At 59.7% G+C, this 17,500-nt stretch carries 17 protein-coding genes and 1 tRNA gene; 15 read left to right on the top strand and 3 right to left on the bottom strand.

Annotation, left to right across the window (positions count from 1 at the left end):
• Positions 1 to 149 precede the first annotated feature (149 nt).
• Both ADK28_RS05385 and ADK28_RS05380 read left to right on the top strand, forming a co-directional pair.
• Complete coding sequence (locus ADK28_RS05385; RefSeq protein WP_016926835.1) at positions 150 to 950, top strand: helix-turn-helix domain-containing protein; 801 nt, start codon at positions 150 to 152, stop codon at positions 948 to 950.
• 20 nt (positions 951 to 970) lie between these two features.
• Complete coding sequence (locus ADK28_RS05380) at positions 971 to 2,245, top strand: lactonase family protein (protein ID WP_239686208.1); 1,275 nt, start codon at positions 971 to 973, stop codon at positions 2,243 to 2,245.
• Positions 2,246 to 2,338: 93 nt separating this feature from the next.
• Here ADK28_RS05380 and ADK28_RS05375 read toward each other — a convergent pair.
• Together ADK28_RS05375 and ADK28_RS05370 are read right to left on the bottom strand one after the other, a co-directional pair.
• A tRNA-Arg gene (locus ADK28_RS05375) sits at positions 2,339 to 2,413 on the bottom strand.
• Positions 2,414 to 2,542: 129 nt separating this feature from the next.
• Positions 2,543 to 3,469 carry a formate/nitrite transporter family protein gene (locus ADK28_RS05370; RefSeq protein ID WP_033639739.1) on the bottom strand — a complete coding sequence of 309 codons (927 nt, stop codon included), beginning with the start codon at positions 3,467 to 3,469 and terminating at the stop codon, positions 2,543 to 2,545.
• A gap of 229 nt (positions 3,470 to 3,698) precedes the next feature.
• Here ADK28_RS05370 and ccmA point away from each other — a divergent pair, with 229 nt between their 5' ends.
• The 10 genes from ccmA (at position 3,699) to mlaA (ending at position 11,552) form a co-directional block, all read left to right on the top strand.
• Positions 3,699 to 4,331, top strand: coding sequence for a cytochrome c biogenesis heme-transporting ATPase CcmA (gene ccmA / locus ADK28_RS05365; protein ID WP_048795088.1), 633 nt, complete (start codon positions 3,699 to 3,701; stop codon positions 4,329 to 4,331).
• Complete coding sequence (gene ccmB, locus ADK28_RS05360; protein WP_048795087.1) at positions 4,331 to 4,990, top strand: heme exporter protein CcmB; 660 nt, start codon at positions 4,331 to 4,333, stop codon at positions 4,988 to 4,990. The genes ccmA and ccmB overlap by 1 nt, the downstream gene beginning before the upstream one ends.
• 120 nt (positions 4,991 to 5,110) lie before the next feature.
• Complete coding sequence (locus ADK28_RS05355) at positions 5,111 to 5,848, top strand: heme ABC transporter permease (protein WP_004936270.1); 738 nt, start codon at positions 5,111 to 5,113, stop codon at positions 5,846 to 5,848.
• On the top strand, positions 5,845 to 6,081 hold the full coding sequence (gene ccmD, locus ADK28_RS05350; protein ID WP_016926840.1) for a heme exporter protein CcmD: 237 nt from the start codon (positions 5,845 to 5,847) through the stop codon (positions 6,079 to 6,081). Before ADK28_RS05355 ends, ccmD begins: the two co-directional genes overlap by 4 nt.
• Positions 6,078 to 6,572, top strand: a complete 495-nt coding sequence (gene ccmE / locus ADK28_RS05345) for a cytochrome c maturation protein CcmE (RefSeq protein ID WP_048795086.1) — start codon at positions 6,078 to 6,080, stop codon at positions 6,570 to 6,572. Before ccmD ends, ccmE begins: the two co-directional genes overlap by 4 nt.
• The gene (locus tag ADK28_RS05340; protein ID WP_016926841.1) at positions 6,569 to 8,539 is read left to right on the top strand and encodes a heme lyase CcmF/NrfE family subunit; all 1,971 of its coding nucleotides are present in this window, start codon (positions 6,569 to 6,571) and stop codon (positions 8,537 to 8,539) included. Before ccmE ends, ADK28_RS05340 begins: the two co-directional genes overlap by 4 nt.
• Positions 8,536 to 9,087: a DsbE family thiol:disulfide interchange protein gene (locus tag ADK28_RS05335; RefSeq protein ID WP_016926842.1), complete on the top strand. Its 552-nt coding sequence runs from the start codon at positions 8,536 to 8,538 to the stop codon at positions 9,085 to 9,087. The genes ADK28_RS05340 and ADK28_RS05335 overlap by 4 nt, the downstream gene beginning before the upstream one ends.
• Positions 9,084 to 9,551 carry a cytochrome c-type biogenesis protein gene (locus tag ADK28_RS05330; RefSeq protein WP_015378622.1) on the top strand — a complete coding sequence of 156 codons (468 nt, stop codon included), beginning with the start codon at positions 9,084 to 9,086 and terminating at the stop codon, positions 9,549 to 9,551. The genes ADK28_RS05335 and ADK28_RS05330 overlap by 4 nt, the downstream gene beginning before the upstream one ends.
• Positions 9,551 to 10,765 carry a c-type cytochrome biogenesis protein CcmI gene (gene ccmI, locus ADK28_RS05325; RefSeq protein ID WP_048795085.1) on the top strand — a complete coding sequence of 405 codons (1,215 nt, stop codon included), beginning with the start codon at positions 9,551 to 9,553 and terminating at the stop codon, positions 10,763 to 10,765. Before ADK28_RS05330 ends, ccmI begins: the two co-directional genes overlap by 1 nt.
• Positions 10,766 to 10,793: 28 nt before the next feature.
• Positions 10,794 to 11,552: a phospholipid-binding lipoprotein MlaA gene (gene mlaA, locus ADK28_RS05320; protein WP_033639746.1), complete on the top strand. Its 759-nt coding sequence runs from the start codon at positions 10,794 to 10,796 to the stop codon at positions 11,550 to 11,552.
• A gap of 117 nt (positions 11,553 to 11,669) precedes the next feature.
• Here the strand turns inward: mlaA and fadL are convergent, their stop codons facing one another.
• On the bottom strand, positions 11,670 to 13,010 hold the full coding sequence (gene fadL, locus ADK28_RS05315) for a long-chain fatty acid transporter FadL (RefSeq protein WP_033639747.1): 1,341 nt from the start codon (positions 13,008 to 13,010) through the stop codon (positions 11,670 to 11,672).
• 405 nt (positions 13,011 to 13,415) lie between these two features.
• On the opposite strand from fadL, the gene ADK28_RS05310 reads away from it, so the two are divergent.
• The 3 genes from ADK28_RS05310 to fadJ all read left to right on the top strand — a co-directional run bounded on the left by ADK28_RS05310 (position 13,416) and on the right by fadJ (position 17,384).
• Positions 13,416 to 13,712 (top strand): YfcZ/YiiS family protein, encoded by a 297-nt coding sequence (locus ADK28_RS05310; protein WP_072270911.1) that lies wholly within the window; start codon positions 13,416 to 13,418, stop codon positions 13,710 to 13,712.
• 196 nt (positions 13,713 to 13,908) lie between these two features.
• Complete coding sequence (gene fadI / locus ADK28_RS05305; RefSeq protein WP_033639749.1) at positions 13,909 to 15,219, top strand: acetyl-CoA C-acyltransferase FadI; 1,311 nt, start codon at positions 13,909 to 13,911, stop codon at positions 15,217 to 15,219.
• Positions 15,219 to 17,384 (top strand): fatty acid oxidation complex subunit alpha FadJ, encoded by a 2,166-nt coding sequence (gene fadJ / locus ADK28_RS05300; RefSeq protein ID WP_048795084.1) that lies wholly within the window; start codon positions 15,219 to 15,221, stop codon positions 17,382 to 17,384. The genes fadI and fadJ overlap by 1 nt, the downstream gene beginning before the upstream one ends.
• Positions 17,385 to 17,500 lie beyond the last annotated feature (116 nt).

The raw sequence follows: 17,500 nt of genomic DNA, 5'->3' as shown, positions 1-17,500 counted from the left end.
TTTTCAGTTATTTATGCGATAGTTTTTCCTATGCCGAAAAAAATGAATTGACAGGCTGGTTTTTTTTAGGATTAATCTTAATGACTTGGTTTGGTTGGTTAACGATTTTAATAAAAAGGACGCGAATCTTATAAAAGCAAGGAGCACATATGGATTACAGAAAAGATATTCTTTTGCAGGTATTGGAATATATGGAAAAGAATATTGTCGAGGGGCTGTCAGTTGAAAAGGTTTCCATTATCTCAGGTTACTCTAAATGGCATTTGCAACGGCTGTTTAAGCATTATTTTGGTATAACGCTAGGGACTTATATAAGGAATAGAAAACTGAGTCGCTCTGCTATTCTGCTCAAACAGCACCAAGGGAACATATTGGATGTCGCCCTGGCATCCGGGTTTGCCTCTCAGCAATGTTACACGCGGGCATTCAAACGTTTCTTTGGCGAAACGCCCAACAGCTTTAGAAACAGCCGGGGGTGGGATTTTTCCACGCAGATCCCCCCGTATGGCAACGATAAGAAACCCTATTTCTACCACACGGTCATGCCGGATGACATTGAGATGTTAAAGCATTACAAATCGCTGATTTTTCATTCTATAAGAAAATTCAGAGATGCCGGCGACATTGCCCAGACCAATGAGAAATGGTTAAGCAAGCAGCGGGGGGCATGTAATGTGGAAAAGAAAAGGAGTAATAAATGGCATTCCAACAGTAAGGGGCAAGAGGTTTTTCATTCCATTTTTAACTTCTATATCCCTATGGGTAAATATATTGTCATTCCCTTTACGGGGGAGTTGTCAGAATATATTGACTTTTTCGATGTAATGTATGACGCTTATCTGCCTGCTATCAATGTCAAAATGCGGGAGAGCTTTTTTATAGAGTTATACAGGCAAGAGGATTTAAATGGGAAGGTTGTCAATGTCGATATACTTATTCCTGTGACATAGTGATGAGGCAAGAAAACATCATGAATAGAGAAAAACCTCTCGACTCGATTAATAAGCGGCGTCAAACTCGCTTTATGCTATCTTCTATATTGTCTGCACCTGGCCGAACAATCGTTGCCGGCTTAGGCCGGCAGGCCATTCAATTAACTGCGGTGTTAATTTTTCTCATGTTTTCAGGAAATGCGATGGCCAATAATCGGGAACATCAGCAAATAGCGTTAGTCGGTACCTGGACCCATATTCCGGATGCGCCTGCGGTGCAGAAACCGGCAAGACCCAGTGAAGGGCTCTATCGCCTGACGGTTAATGGCGACGGCACGTTAACGCTGCTCGACGTGGTTAAAATGAAAAGCCCATCGTGGATCGTAAAATCTCGCGATGGCCGTTTCGCCTATGCCACCAATGAGGAGAACGCGGGAACGGTGACCGCCTTGGCAATAGACGACGCTGGCAGCGTGCGGGTGCTGAATACGGTGAACAGTGCGGGCCAGCAGCCGACGCACGCCACCCTCAGTCCGGATGGCAAGTTTCTGTTTGTCGCCAACTACTCCGTCGCCAAAGGCGGCGCGGGGATGACGGTATTGCCAATTGGCAGTGACGGCAAACTGGGTGAACGGGTGCAGCATTATCCGTTTATATCAGGTTCTGGCGCCGTGCAGGGGCGCCAGGAAGGGGGCCATGCGCACTCAACCACCTTCAGCCGCGATGGTAAATATCTGTATGCGGCGGATCTCGGCGGGGACAAGCTGCACGCCTATCGCTATCGCTCGGATAGCGCACAGCCGTTGCAGGCGGATGCATCGCGCGATGTCAGCTTTGCGCCAGGCGCCGGCCCAAGGCACATGGTGTTCTCGCCGAAAGGCGAGTATGCCTATGTCATCACCGAAATGGCGGGTGAAATCGAGGCGTTTACCGTCAGCGACCATCGATTGACGCTACAAGGAAAAGTGAAACTGAACGGCGGGCAGGATTCCGCGGAGGCGAAAAGCGGCGGAGCCATTATCCTCAGCCCGAGCGGCAGATATCTTATTGCCACCAATCGCGGTGCCGATAACCATTTGCTGGTATTAAAAATTGGTGGGGATGGGCTGCCAGGGGAGACGACGCGCTATGAGGCCGGCGGCATTGAGCCGCGTGCGCTCGCTTTCGATGCCACCGGCAACCATCTTTATGTCACGAACGTGTTCACCAATACCGTTACGCTGTTCGATTTCGATGATGAGACGGGGGAGTTGAAGGCCAAAGGTGAGGCGGCGACGATTTCTACGCCGACGGATATCAAGTTTTTCAATTAATGCCAATCATAACGCGCGGAGGAAATCGGGTCTGAGGCGTGGAGAAGGGGGATTGCGGGTGCCGATGATGGGGAATGGCTTGATAATAAATAATGGTGTCCCCGACTGGAATCGAACCAGTAACTAGCCCTTAGGAGGGGCTTGTTATATCCGTTTAACTACGGGGACGCTGCGGGCTGGCAACCGAAGCTGCCGGGGCATTATACCTTTTTTTACCCGCAGAATAAGCGCTTAGCGGCGCGTTTGCTCAATACCTCGCCAGTTAGCGCCGAAATTTCCTCGCCTAACCGACGGCGATCACGGTTTTTCCCCGCCGTGGCGCCGTTTTTCCTGTTGCTGACGCGCCGCCCGTTTTTGGGCGCTCAAATCGTTGCGGATCTGCGCATGGCTTATCAACGCAAAGATAAAGGTGCCGCCGATGATGTTGCCCGCCAGCGTCGGCAGGGCGAACGGATAGACGAATTCCTGCCACCCAATCGCGCCGTTGAACACCAGATAGAGGATCTCTACCGAACCGACCACGATATGGGTCAGATCGCAAATCGCCACCAGGTAGGTCATCAACACGATCACCCAGATTTTCGCCGCGCCGGCGGCCGGGAACATCCATACCATGGTGGCGATGATCCAGCCGGCCAGGATGCCGTTGGCGAACATTTCTCCCGGCGTATGGCGCATCACCTCTTCGCCCAGGCTGATGAAGGCGCGGCGCGTTTCGGCGTCGAACAGCGGCATATGGGTAAACGCCAGCGCCGCCAGCGCGGTGCCGATCAGGTTGCCGAGCAGCACCACGCCCCACAGGCGCAGCAGGATCAGCAGGTTGCGCGGCGTGGGTTTGTGCATGATGGGCAAGACCGCCGTGACGGTGTTTTCGGTAAACAGCTGCTGGCGCGCCATGATGACAATGATAAAACCGAAGGTGTAGCCGAGGTTTTCGATGAAAAAGCGGCTGGGATCGTCCGGCAAGCGGGCGTGGAAAATGCCTTTCGCCGCCAGCGAGGCGCCCATCGACAGCCCGGCGGCGATCGCCGACCACAGCAGCGCCAGCCCATCGCGCTCCAGCTCTTTTTCGCCTTCCATTCGGATCTGTTCATGCACCGCCGCCGCGCGCGACGGCAGATTCTCTTCCCTGACTTCGATTTCGCGCTTGCCCTGTTCCTGCTCTTCGCTCTCTACCTGCATTGTCTCATCCGGCTCGTGCTCCTGGCGTTGCTGTTCGTTCATGCTGTCGCTCCTGCTCAATAAGGGTGAGGTCACGTCATTAAGCGTAGTTGCCCGGCCTAAATGCGGCGAAATACAGAAAAAGGTAACAAGAGTTAAAATCCGCCGGTTTTTTCCGCGCATTCTTGATCCTGCTCGCCATATTGGCCCCTCGGCGCGCCCGCCGCAGGCTGCGTGTGGGGAAAGGCTTATGCTATGATTCGCTATCCCAAAGAAAAATATGAGTTCCCCGATGCTGGAAGCCAAAAGTCTGAGTTGCGTGCGCGATGAGCGCATCCTGTTTAGCGAGCTAAGCTTTTCAGTTCAGCCGGGCGATATCATTCAGGTAGAGGGGCCGAACGGCGCGGGCAAGACCAGTTTGCTGCGCATCCTCGCCGGTCTGGCGCGGCCGGACGGCGGTGAGGTGTGCTGGCGCGGGCGTGACACGCTGCGCGCTCGCGCGGATTACCAGCAAGATTTGCTGTTTATCGGCCATCAACCGGGCATAAAAGCCGTATTGACACCCTTCGAAAACCTGCAGTTTTATCAGGCGGTGCGCGGCGCGGTCGAGCATCAGGCTATCTGGCGCGCGCTGGAGCAGGTGGGGTTGGTGGGCTACGAAGATCTGCCGGTGGCGCAGCTTTCCGCCGGGCAGCAGCGGCGCGTGGCGTTGGCGCGCCTGTGGCTCAGCGCGGCGCCGCTGTGGATCCTCGATGAGCCGCTAACGGCGATCGATAAACAGGGCGTGGCCGAGTTGATTAGCCTTTTTGAGCAACATGCGCAGCGGGGCGGCATGGTATTGTTGACCACCCATCAGGATTTGGCCGGCGTCAGCCAAACGGTGGGCAAAATTCGTTTGGCGGAACACGACGCGGGGAGTTTGTGATGTTTTTGACCCTGGTGCGTCGCGAACTGAAAATCGCCTGCCGTAAAGGTTCGGAGATCGTCAACCCGCTGTGGTTTTTCCTGATTGTGATCACGCTGTTCCCGTTGGGGATTGGCCCGGAGCCGCAGCTGCTGGCGCGCATTGCGCCGGGCATCGTATGGGTGGCGGCGCTGTTGGCCTCGCTGCTGTCGCTGGAGCGGCTGTTTCGCGACGATTTTCTCGATGGCTCGCTGGAGCAGATGTTGCTGCTGCCGACGCCGCTGCCGATGACGGTGCTGGGCAAAGTGTGTGCTCACTGGGTCGTGACGGGATTGCCGCTGCTGATCCTGTCGCCGCTGGTGGCGCTGCTGTTGTCGCTTGATATGCAAACCTGGCTGGCGGTGGCGGGTACGCTGCTGCTCGGCACGCCGACGCTGAGCCTGATCGGCGCTATCGGCGTGGGGCTGACCGTCGGCCTGCGCAAAGGGGGCGTGCTGCTCAGCCTGCTGGTGCTGCCGCTGTATATCCCGGTGCTGATCTTCGCCACCGGCGCGATCGACGCCGCCGCGATGGGCATGCCGATCGACGGTTACCTGGCGATACTCGGCGCGATGCTGGCGGGCAGCGTGACATTGGCGCCGTTTGCCGCCGCAGCGGCGCTGCGAGTGAGCGTGCACTAGCTAACAAATTGAATGAACAGACGGGGCAAGGCCGGCAAGAGCGTACCCCGCAGAAGATTTTCGCCGTTTCGAAAGCTCGAGGCGGCCGACGCATAAAAATTACCGTGAGCACTGACGACAATGTGGAAATGGTTACATCAACTGGCGCGGCCTGAACGGCTGTATCACGTCTGCGGCCGCTTTATCCCCTGGCTGGGGCTGGCGGCGGCGGCCTGCCTGCTGCTTGGCTGGGCATGGGGCTTTGGCTTCGCGCCGAAGGATTATCAGCAGGGCGACAGCTTCCGCATCATTTATATTCACGTGCCGGCGGCCATGTGGTCGATGGGCATCTATGCCTCGATGGCGGTGGCGGCGTTTATCGGCCTGGTGTGGCAGATGAAAATGTCCGATACCGTGGTGGCGGCGATGGCGCCGATCGGCGCGGTGTTCACCTTTATCGCGCTGGTGACCGGCTCCGCCTGGGGCAAGCCGATGTGGGGCACCTGGTGGGTATGGGATGCGCGGCTGACCTCCGAGCTGGTGCTGCTGTTCCTTTATATGGGCGTCATCGCGCTGTATAACGCTTTCGAAGACCGCCGCCTGGCGGGCCGGGCCGCCGGCATTCTGGTGCTGGTGGGCGTGGTGAACATTCCGATCATCCATTTCTCCGTCGAATGGTGGAACACGCTGCATCAGGGCTCGACCAACATGCAGCAATCCATCGCGCCCAGCATGCGCACCCCGCTGCGCTGGGCGATCCTCGGCTACCTGCTGTTGTTCGTCACGCTGACGCTGATGCGCCTGCGCAATCTGATCCTGTTCCAGGAGCGCCAGCGCCCGTGGGTCGCCGGGCTGGTGAACAAGGAGCGTCAGTCATGAATGCCGCATTCGATTCCTGGCCGGCGTTTTTCGCCATGGGCGGTTATGCCTTCTATGTCTGGCTGGCGGTCGCCGCCACGCTGATTTCGCTGTTGGGGCTGGTGGCGCACACCGTCTGGCAGCGGCGGCAGTTGCTCGCCGAGATCGGCCGCCGTCAGGCGCGCGAGCGGCGCATTCGCCATGCGCAACAATCAAAACAAAAATCCGCCGCACCGCGGGAGAAATCATTGTGAATCCACGTCGTAAAAGCCGCCTTTATCTGGCGATCGTTGTGCTGATCGGCATTGCGCTGACCGCGACCCTGATGCTGTACGCGCTGCGCTCCAACATCGATCTGTTCTATACCCCGGGTGAGATCCTGCAGGGCAAGGGCGAAAATCATAAGAAGCCCGAGGTCGGCCAACGGCTGCGCATCGGCGGCATGGTGATGCCGGGCTCGGTGAAACGCGATCCCAATACGCTGCAGGTCAGCTTCAAGATTTACGACGCGCGCGGCGCGATCGGCGTGACCTACACCGGCATTCTGCCGGACCTGTTCCGCGAAGGGCAGGGCGTGGTGGCGCAGGGCGTGCTGGGCGAGGGCAACGTGGTCAACGCGCGTGAAGTGCTGGCCAAGCACGACGAGAAATACACACCGCCGGAAGTGGCCGACGCGATGAAAGAGAATCACAAAGGGCCGGCGGAAGCGTATAACGCGCCGCAGGCGGAGGGCGCCAAGTCATGATGCCGGAACTGGGCAGTTTTCTGCTGTGCCTGGCGCTGGCGATCGCGCTGCTGCTGAGCATTTACCCGCAGTGGGGCGCGGCGCGACAGGACAGCCGCATGATGGCGGTGGCCCGCCCGCTGACCTATGGCATGTTCGCCGCGATTGCGCTGGCGTTCCTGTGCCTGGTGCATGCCTTCGTGGTCAATGACTTTACCGTCGCCTACGTGGCCACCAACTCCAATACCCAACTGCCGGTGTATTACCGCATCGCCGCCACCTGGGGGGCGCACGAAGGTTCGCTGCTGCTGTGGGTGCTGCTGCTGAGCTGCTGGTCGCTGGCGGTGGCGTTGTGCAGCCGGGCGATGCCGCAGGACGCGGTGGCGCGGGTGCTGTCGGTGATGGGGATGATCACCGCCGGCTTCCTGCTGTTCATCATCATGACCTCCAATCCGTTCACCCGCACGCTGCCGAACTTCCCGATCGACGGCAGCGATCTCAACCCGCTGCTGCAGGATATCGGCCTGATCTTCCACCCGCCGCTGCTGTACATGGGCTATGTCGGCTTCTCGGTCGCCTTCGCGTTCGCCATCGCCTCGCTGATGGCCGGCCGGCTCGACACCGCCTGGGCGCGCTGGTCACGCCCGTGGACTACCGCCGCCTGGGTGTTCCTCACGCTGGGCATCGTGCTCGGATCGGCCTGGGCCTACTATGAGTTGGGCTGGGGCGGTTGGTGGTTCTGGGATCCGGTAGAGAACGCCTCCTTTATGCCGTGGCTGGCCGGCACCGCGCTGATGCATTCGCTGGCGGTGACCGAAAAACGCGGCACGTTCAAAGCCTGGACGGTGCTGCTGGCGATCACCGCCTTCTCGCTGTGCCTGCTGGGCACCTTCCTGGTGCGCTCCGGCGTGCTGGTCTCGGTGCACTCCTTCGCCTCCGATCCGGCGCGCGGCATGTTTATTCTCGCCTATCTGGTGATCGTCATCGGCGGTTCGCTGCTGCTGTACGCGGTCAAGGGCGGCCAGGTGCGCAGCCGGGTGCAGCACGAGACTTTCTCGCGCGAGACCTTCCTGCTGGGCAATAACGTGTTGCTGATCGCCGCCATGCTGGTGGTGCTGTTGGGCACGCTGCTGCCGCTGGTGCACAAACAGTTGGGGCTGGGCAGCATTTCGATCGGCGAGCCGTTCTTCAACACCATGTTCACCTGGCTGATGGCGCCATTGGCGCTGCTGTTGGGTATCGGGCCGCTGGTGCGCTGGCGCCGCGATGAGCCGCGCAAGCTGTGGCGCCGCCTCGGCGTGGCGCTGCTGGTGACGCTGGTGCTGTCGATTCTGCTGCCGTGGCTGCTGCAGGACAGCATCGCCGGCATGACGGTGGTGGGCCTGATCATGGCGCTGTGGGTGATCATCCTGACGCTGATGGAGCTGCATGAGCGCGCCACCCACCGCCACGGTTTCTGGCGCGGTCTGCGGCAGCTGTCTCGCAGCCATTGGGGCATGGTGCTCGGCCACCTCGGCGTGGCGGTGACGGTGATCGGCATCGCCTTCAGCCAGAACTACAGCGTGGAGCGCGACGTGCGGATGAAGGCCGGCGACAGCGTGGATATCCACAATTATCACTTCGTGTTCCGCGACGTGCACGACATTCGCGGCCCGAACTACAGCGGCGGCGTCGGCATCATCGACGTGACGCGCAACGGCAAGCCGGAGGCGACGCTGCATGCGGAGAAACGCTACTACAGCGTGGCGCGCAGCATGATGACCGAGGCGGCGATCGACGGCGGGTTCAGCCGCGATCTGTACGCGGCGCTGGGCGAGGAGCTGGAAGACGGATCCTGGGCGGTGCGTCTGTATTACAAACCCTTCGTGCGCTGGATCTGGTTCGGCGGCGTCTTTATGGCGATCGGCGGCCTGCTGTGCATTCTCGACCCGCGTTATCGCATGAGCAAAAAGCTCAAGCGCGAAGGCAAGCTGGAGGCGCAATCATGAAGCGTAAGCTGCTGTTTATCCCATTGATACTTTTCCTGCTGTTGGTGGCGGCCCTGATGGTGCAGCTGACGCGCAACGCGGGCGGCGAAGATCCGACCATGCTGGAGTCGGCGCTGATCGGCAAACCGGTGCCGACCTTCAAGCTGGAATCGCTGGATCAGCCCGGCAAAACCTACGATCAGGCGGTGCTGCGCGACGGCAAGCCGATCTTGCTCAACGTCTGGGCCACCTGGTGCCCGACCTGCCGCGCGGAACATCAGTATCTCAATACGCTGGCGGCGCGCGGCGTACGGGTGGTCGGCCTGAACTATAAAGACGATCGCGCCAAGGCGGTGGCCTGGCTGAATTCCCTGGGCAATCCCTATGCGCTCAGCCTGTACGACGGTGACGGCATGCTGGGGTTGGATCTCGGGGTGTACGGCGCGCCTGAGACCTTCCTTATCGACGGCCAGGGGATCATTCGCTATCGCCACGCCGGCGACATGAATGAGCGCGTCTGGCAGCAGGAAGTGCTGCCGTTGTATAAAAAGTACGGGGGTGAGGCATGAGGTTGATTGTTCTGCTGTGCGCCGCGCTGCTGAGCTGGAGCGCCGCCGCGGCGATCGATACCTATCGCTTCAACTCCGTCGAGCAGGAGCAGCAGTATCGCGAGTTGACCGAACAGCTGCGCTGCCCGAAATGCCAGAACAACAGCATTGCCGATTCCAACGCCATTATCGCCGCCGACATGCGCACCAAGGTGTACGAGCTGATGATGCAGGGGCAAAGCAAGCAGCAGATCATCGATTACATGGTGGCGCGTTATGGCAACTTCGTCACCTACGAGCCGCCGGTAACGCCGGCGACGCTGATCTTGTGGATCGGCCCGCTGCTGTTCGTATTGATCGGCGGGGCGGTGGTGATCCTGCGCACCCGTCGCAAGCCCGACGCGGCGGTGGACGATGCATTCTCCGAACGGGAACGGCAGCGCCTGGCGGCGCTGTTGCAAGAGACTGACAGGAAGAAACCCTAATGGCTTTTTGGCTGATTATTTGCGTGTTGCTGACCGGCGCCGCCGCGTTGCTGGTGGTGCCGGCGATGCGCCACGGCAAGCAGAGCGCCGCCACGCGCGATGCGTTGAACAAGGCGTTTTATCAGGATCGCCTCAGCGAGTTGGAGCAGGATGAGCAGCAGGGCGTGGTAGCCGAGCGTCCGGAACTGGTCAAAGAGCTGCAACAGAACCTGTTGAACGACATCCCGGCCGAGCAGATGGCGCAGGCGAAGCCGATCAACCGCTGGGCGCTGGTGCCGGGCGTGCTGCTATTGCTGGCGGTGACCGTTGGCTTTTATCTGAAAACCGGCGGGCTGGCGCAGGTGCTGGACTGGCGCCTGGTGCAGGCGCAAATGCCGGAATTGCGCGAGCGCGTCGCCAATGAGCGCGCCAAACCGCTGAGCATGGAAGAGATTGCCCGTCTCGGGTTGGGGCTGCGCACCGCGCTGCAGCAGGACGATCGCAATATCAACGACTGGATGATGCTGGGGCGCGTCGGCATGGCGTTGAACAATGCCACTACCGCCACGCAGGCCTTTGCTCATGCTTATCAATTGGATCCGAATAGTCTGGAAGTGCGGCTCGGCTATGCCGAGGTCTTGACGCGATCCAACGATCCGGAGGATAACAAGCAGGCGACGCAGCTGTTGCGGCGCATGATCGCGGAAAACCACAGCGATCCGCGGGTGCTGAGCCTGCTGGCGTTCAATGCCTTCGAACAGGGCGATTTCAAACAGGCGATCGGCGCCTGGCAAGTGATGCTGCAGCTGCTGCCGGCCAACGATCCGCGCGCGGAAGTGATAAAGCGCAGTATTGCACAAGCAAAAGCCCAGGCCGGCGGAGAAACTGTTAAACTGAATGTGACTGTTTCACTGTCACCGCAGGCGGCGAAAGCCATGCCGCCGCAGGGGACGCTGGTTATCTCGGTGACCGACGGCGTCAGCCCGGTGCCGGTCGCGGTAAAACAATTGCCGTTGAGCCGTTTTCCGCTGTCTTTCTCTCTGGACGACAGCAACGCCATGATGCCCGAGCGTCTACTCTCGGCACAGCATCAGGTGCAGGTGCGTGTGCGCCTCTCACAGGACGGATTGGCCACGCCGCAGCCGGGGGACTGGTTCGGCGAAAGCTCGCTGCAGACATTCAGCGGTAAAGAGCAGGTTAGCGTTCAGATAAACAAGCAGGTCCCTGAAAAATAAGACCGAACGTGTTTTTATGGAGAAAAATATGAACTTTCGCCTGACTGGGGTGGCATTCGCAGCGGCATTACTGGTGGGCTGTGCCAGCGCGCCAGACAATGAGCCGCAAGGGCGTTCCGATCCTCTGGAAGGATTTAACCGGACGATGTTCGACTTCAACTACAACGTCCTGGATCCTTATATTCTGCGTCCGGTCGCGGTGGCCTGGCGCGACTACGTGCCGATGCCGGCGCGTAACGGCATCAGCAACTTCACCTCCAACCTGGAAGAGCCGGCCAGCATGGTCAACGCCTTCCTCAAGGGCGATCCCTACCGCGGGATGATCCACTTCAACCGTTTCTTCCTGAACACCCTGCTTGGGATGGGCGGTCTGATCGACGTGGCCGGCATGGCCAACCCGAAACTGGCGCGCGAAGAACCGAACCGCTTCGGCAGCACGCTGGGTCATTACGATGTGGGTTACGGCCCGTACGTGATGTTGCCGGGCTACGGCAGCTTCACGCTGCGTGACGAAGGCGGCGACTTTGCGGATACGCTGTATCCGATGCTGAGCTACCTGACCTTCTGGATGTCGGCGGGCAAATGGGTGGTCGAGGGTATCGAAACCCGCGCTCAACTGCTGGATTCCGACGGCCTGCTGCGCAACTCTTCCGATCCTTATGTCATGGTGCGCGAGGCTTACTTCCAGCGCCACGATTTCATCGCCAACGGCGGCTCGCTCAAGCCGGAAGAGAACCCGAACGCCAAGGCGATTCAGGGCGAACTGGACGAGATCGACTCGCAGTAATCCTGGGCATTATGCCAATGAAAACCCGCCGTCAGGCGGGTTTTTTTATGCTGGCGGCAAGCGGCAGGCAAAGAAAAAGCGCCCCAGGGGGCGCTTTGGCATCCATCTCAGGCGAGATTAGAAGCGGTAGTTGAAGTTGGCGCCGTACAGCCAGGCTTTACCCACCGAGTTGAAGGTGTAAGGGCCTTCGTTGATGGTGACTTTCTGGCCGTGCATGTAGGACACGCCGACATCAACCGAGGCGTCTTTGTTGAACGCATAGGTAGTACCGGCACTCAGCCAGAAACGGTCCTGATCGGGAATGGAGATCGAACGGTTTTGGGCGGGCACCGGGCTGTCATCGAAGGCGATACCGGTCCGGAAGGTCCAGTTGTCGTCGTAGAAGTAGGTGGTGCCCAGCGCGATACGGTAGGCATCGCGGAAGCCTTCATGCTTCTCGAACAGCGTCTGACCATTGTTGCCGGTGGCTCTCAACTCCTGGAACTGGCTCCAGCTGGTATAGGCCAGGCTGTAGTGAATGGCCCACTGCGGCGCCACTTTGTTGTAACCGGACAGCTCCCACATTTCCGGCAGGTTCAGATCCAGAGAACCCGGGATGGTGCTGCCGCTGGTGCCCCAAGGCAAGCCTAAGCCCAGAGATTGAGTCAGAGGGTTGAATTGTGCTGGCAGGCTGCTCTTGTAATCGCCGTCGAACTTGATTTTGACTTCAGAGCGATAGGTGAAGCCGTAACGGTTGTTTTCATCCACTTCGTACAGGATGCCGGCGTTCCAGCCGTAACCCCATTTATCGCCTTTCAGGTGAGAAATCTGGGTATCGCCAGGGATTTGAGCGATCATTCCGGCTTGCTGAGGCGTTAATCTACCGGTTTGCAGGCCTTGACCTGCAAGCAGTTTCGGCAATTCACCGGCGTAACGTTCCAGTTTGGCTTTGGCGTACACCGCATCGAAGCCCAGACCGAAGCTGAAGTGTTGATTCAGACGGTAGGCGCCGCTCAGGTTGAGGTTAACGGTAGTCAGATCGGTCTTACCGCCGTAAGCGCCGGCGGTATAACCGTCGTTGAATTCGGTCGCCAAACCGAAGTTGCTGGTGACCGAGCCGCCTACGGCGAACTGATCGTTAATCGGGTGAACATAATGCAGGTTCGGCACCCAGGCGACAGGGGCGATATTTTTGGAGTCCAGGCTGGCGCCGGAAGGCGATTTGCCGGTGATGTCAACGTCCGGGTCGATGAAGACTGCGCCGATGGACAGCTCGGGGCGGGTATACATCATCAACAACGCCGGGTTGCGGCTTGCGGAAGCCGCCGTATCCGCCATGGCGCCTTCGCCAGAATACGAACGTCCTAAACCAGCTGATGAGAACTCATTCAGCTGGAATCCTGCGGCAGACACGTTTGAAGAAATAATTGCCACTGCAGCTGCGAGAGCTGATTTAGTCAATAGGTTTTTCTGGCTCATGACCAAAACCTCATTATGTGTTTATTATTTAAACTATTGTTACACGAAGTAACAAGGAGCGCGGGATTGTAGGGTCCGTTATCGTTCAGACAAATCAGACCAGTGGCTGAAGTATAGGTCTGACCTGTGAAATTGTTGCAAGTTTGTTTTTGAAATATTTCCAACCTGATATCAAAAAAGAGATCTGCTTAACAAAAAGCCAGCGGTAAATAACAAAATTCTTACCGTTCCTTAGCAGATGCTCATTTTTATTTGTGATTTCCATCACTTAAAACACCCAGTAAAAGTAAGTGCTAGTGATTGCCGGCGTGGAAGCGTAAAATACCCGCAGAATTTTGTGGCTTTGTGCCGGTGAGTGAAACGGCAATTTGGGCTGATAACAGAGGCCCTTGAGGAGAACCAATCATGTCAGATGCAATTAATAAATGCAGCGCCCAGGAAACCGCCGCGTGTTGCTGCGTGGATGTCGGCACCGTGATGGATAACACCGATTGCACCGCGTCCTACAGCCAGGTGTTCGGTAATCAACAAGATGCGGAGGCGATGCTGGCGGCCCTGAGCGAAAAGGCGCGCGCGGTCGAGTCCGATCCTTGTGACATCAGCAGTAGCATTAAACCGGTTGACGGCGGCGTGCAGTTGGAGGCCGATTTCACCTTCGCCTGCCAGGCGGAAACCCTGATCTTCCAGCTCGGCCTGCGTTAATCCCCGCTTTACCCCCGGCGCCGCCTGCTGCGCGCCGGGGATTTCCTTCTCCGCCTCGTTCCCCATAGAAAGTGCGCCTGCTCGCAGTTTTGATCTCTGCCGGTTTGCCAAATGTAACCGTTTGGTTAACAATGACCTCATCAGGTCAGACCTCTTTCTGCCCATTGCGCTGACGTTATTTTCTTCAGGAGCATTTATGAGTAAGGCACTGCCGTTGGTGACCCGTCATGGTGACCGCATTGCGATTGTGAATGGACTGCGTACCCCCTTTGCCAAACAGGCGACTGCCTATCACGGCATTCCGGCGGTGGATTTAGGGAAAACGGCGGTGAGCGAGCTATTGGCGCGCAGCGGCATCGATCCGCAACTGATCGAACAGCTGGTGTTCGGCCAGGTGGTGCAAATGCCCGAGGCGCCGAACATCGCGCGTGAAATCGTGCTGGGCACCGGCATGAGCGTTCATACCGACGCTTACAGCGTGTCGCGCGCCTGCGCCACCAGCTTCCAGGCGATCGCCAACGTGGCGGAGAGCATCATGGCCGGCAGCATCAGCGTCGGCATCGCCGGCGGGGCGGACTCTTCTTCCGTCTTGCCGATCGGGGTCAGCAAGGCGTTGGCGCGCACGCTGGTGGACGTCAACAAGGCGCGCACGCTGTCGCAGCGTCTCAAACTGTTCAGCCGGCTGAAATTCCGCGATCTGATGCCGGTGCCGCCGGCGGTGGCGGAGTATTCCACCGGTCTGCGCATGGGCGATACCGCTGAGCAGATGGCGAAAAGCCACGGCATCACCCGCGAAGCGCAGGATGCGCTGGCGCACCGTTCCCACGAACTGGCGGCCAGAGCCTGGCGGGAGGGGTGGCTGCGCGACGAGGTGATGACCGCCTACGTGCCGCCTTACCGCGCGCAGCTTTCCGAAGACAACAATATCCGCAAAGACTCCAGCCTGGCTTCTTACGCCAAGCTGAAACCGGCGTTCGATCGCAAGCATGGCAGCGTCACCGCGGCCAACAGCACGCCGCTGACAGACGGCGCGGCGGCGGTACTGATGATGAGCGAATCGCGCGCCAAAGCGCTGGGGCTGCAGCCGCTCGGCTATCTGCGCAGTTTCGCCTTCGCCGCCATCGACGTGTGGGAAGACATGCTGCTGGGGCCTTCTTACGCTACGCCGCTGGCGTTGGATCGCGCCGGCATCGGTCTGGCCGATCTGACGCTCATCGACATGCATGAAGCTTTCGCCGCGCAAACGCTGGCTAACCTGAAGATGTTCGCCAGCGAAGCGTTCGCCCGCGAGAAGCTTGGCCGCAGCCAGGCGATCGGCGAGGTGGACATGGACAAATTCAACGTCTTGGGCGGTTCCATCGCCTATGGCCACCCGTTCGCCGCCACCGGCGCGCGCATGATCACCCAGACGCTGCGCGAGCTGAAACGCCGCGGCGGCGGGTTGGGCCTGACCACCGCCTGCGCCGCCGGCGGGTTAGGCGCCGCGATGATCGTGGAGGTGGAATAATGAGTGCCGAAAACGCATTGCACGAACAGCGGGCCAAACCGTCGGCCTTTCAGCTGACGATTCGCCCCGACAATATCGGCGTGATCACCATCGACGTGCCGGGCGACAAGGTCAATACGCTCAAGGCCGAGTTCGTCGAACAGGTGAATGACGTGCTGATCCGGGCGCAGCAGCATACCGCGCTGGAAGGGCTGGTGATCGTTTCCGGCAAGCCGGACTCGTTTATCGCCGGCGCCGACATCACTATGATCGCCGCCTGCACCAGCGCCAAAGAGGCGGAAACGCTGGCCAAGAAAGGGCAGAGCACGCTGGCGCAGATCGCCGCCTTCCCGGTGCCGGTGGTGGCCGCCATCCACGGCGCCTGCCTTGGCGGCGGCCTGGAGTTGGCGCTGGCCTGCCACGGCCGCGTCTGTTCGCTGGATGACAAAACCGCGCTCGGTCTGCCGGAAGTGCAACTGGGCCTGCTGCCGGGCTCTGGCGGCACTCAGCGCCTGCCGCGCCTGATCGGCGCCGCCAAGGCGCTGGACATGATCCTGACCGGCAAGCACATTCGCGCCCGCCAGGCGCTGCGCATGGGGCTGGTGGACGACGCCGTGCCGCAGTCGATCCTGTTGCAGACCGCCATCGAGCGGGTGAAACAGGGCTGGAAACATCAGCGCGAGCTGCCGTGGCAGGATCGCCTGCTCAACGGCCCGCTGGGCAGAAATCTGCTGTTCAGCATCGTGCGCAAGAAAACGTTGGCGAAAACCCACGGCAACTACCCGGCGGCGGAGCGCATTATTCAGGTGGTGCGCACCGGGCTGGATCACGGCAGCGCCAGCGGTTATGAGGCCGAAGCGCGCGCCTTTGGCGAGCTGGCGATGACGCCGCAGTCGGCGGCGTTGCGCAGCCTGTTCTTCGCCTCCACCGCACTGAAAAAAGAGCGGGGCGGCAACGCTCAGCCGCATGCCCTGCATCGCGTCGGCATTCTCGGCGGCGGCCTGATGGGCGGCGGCATCGCCTGTGTCACCGCCACGCGCGGCGGTTTGCCGGTTCGCATCAAAGACATCAATGAAACCGGCATCAATCACGCGCTGAAATACAGCTGGGATGTGCTCGGCAAACGGGTACGCAGCAAGCGCATGCGCCCGGCGGAGCGGCAAAAACAGATGATGCTGATCTCCGGCTCTACCGATTACACCGGCTTTGAGCAGGCGGATATCGTGGTCGAGGCGGTGTTTGAGGATCTGGCGCTGAAACAGCAGATGGTGGCCGAGGTCGAAGCGAACTGCGCGCCGCATACCGTGTTCGCCTCCAACACCTCTTCGCTGCCTATCGGCCACATCGCCGAAAAGGCCCAGCGGCCGCAGCAGGTGATTGGTCTGCACTACTTCAGCCCGGTGGATAAAATGCCGCTGGTGGAAGTGATCCCGCACGCCGGCACCAGCGAAGAGACCATCGCCACCAGCGTGGCGCTGGCGCACAAGCAGGGCAAGACCGCCATCGTGGTGGGCGACAGCGCCGGTTTTTACGTCAACCGCATCCTGGCGCCGTACATCAACGAAGCGGCGCGCTGCCTGCTGGAAGGCGAGCCGATGGAGTCGCTGGACAAGGCGCTGGTGGACTTCGGTTTCCCGGTCGGCCCGATTACCCTGCTGGATGAAGTGGGCATCGACGTTGGCACCAAAATCATTCCCGTGCTGGTCGAGGCGCTGGGGCCGCGTTTCGCCGCGCCGGCTGCGTTCGATGCGGTGCTGAAGGACGGGCGTAAGGGGCGCAAGAACGGCCGCGGCTTCTATCTCTACCCGAGCGAAGGGCAGCAGCGGCAGCGGCGTAAACGTGCGGATACCTCATTGTATACGTTGCTCGGCGTCACGCCGAAGTCGCACATGCTGCCGGCGACCGTCGCCCAGCGCTGCGTGATGATGATGCTGAACGAAGCGGCGCGCTGCCTGGATGAAGGCGTGATCCGCAGCGCGCGCGACGGCGATATCGGTGCGGTGTTCGGCATCGGCTTCCCGCCGTTCCTCGGCGGCCCGTTCCGCTATATGGACGAGCTCGGCGCCGAAAAAGTGGTGAAAACGTTGGAATACCTGCGCCAGCAGCACGGCGAGCACTTTGCGCCGTGCGAACGCTTGCAGCGCATGGCGCAGCAGGGCGAGCGTTTTTACCCGCAGGGGAGCTGAACGCAGGACGGCCCGATTTGCACTATAGTTGCAACAGGGCCGCGTTGTGATCGCCATCACTCCTTGCAACAGCGTCAGCCGGTGAGGCTGTACAGCAAGGCGCAGGCAGCGGTAAG

This window comes from Serratia sp. 506_PEND, from assembly GCF_001076875.1.
GTDB classification, from domain to species: domain Bacteria; phylum Pseudomonadota; class Gammaproteobacteria; order Enterobacterales; family Enterobacteriaceae; genus Serratia; species Serratia marcescens.
This window is presented reverse-complemented; position numbering and strand designations above follow the sequence as displayed.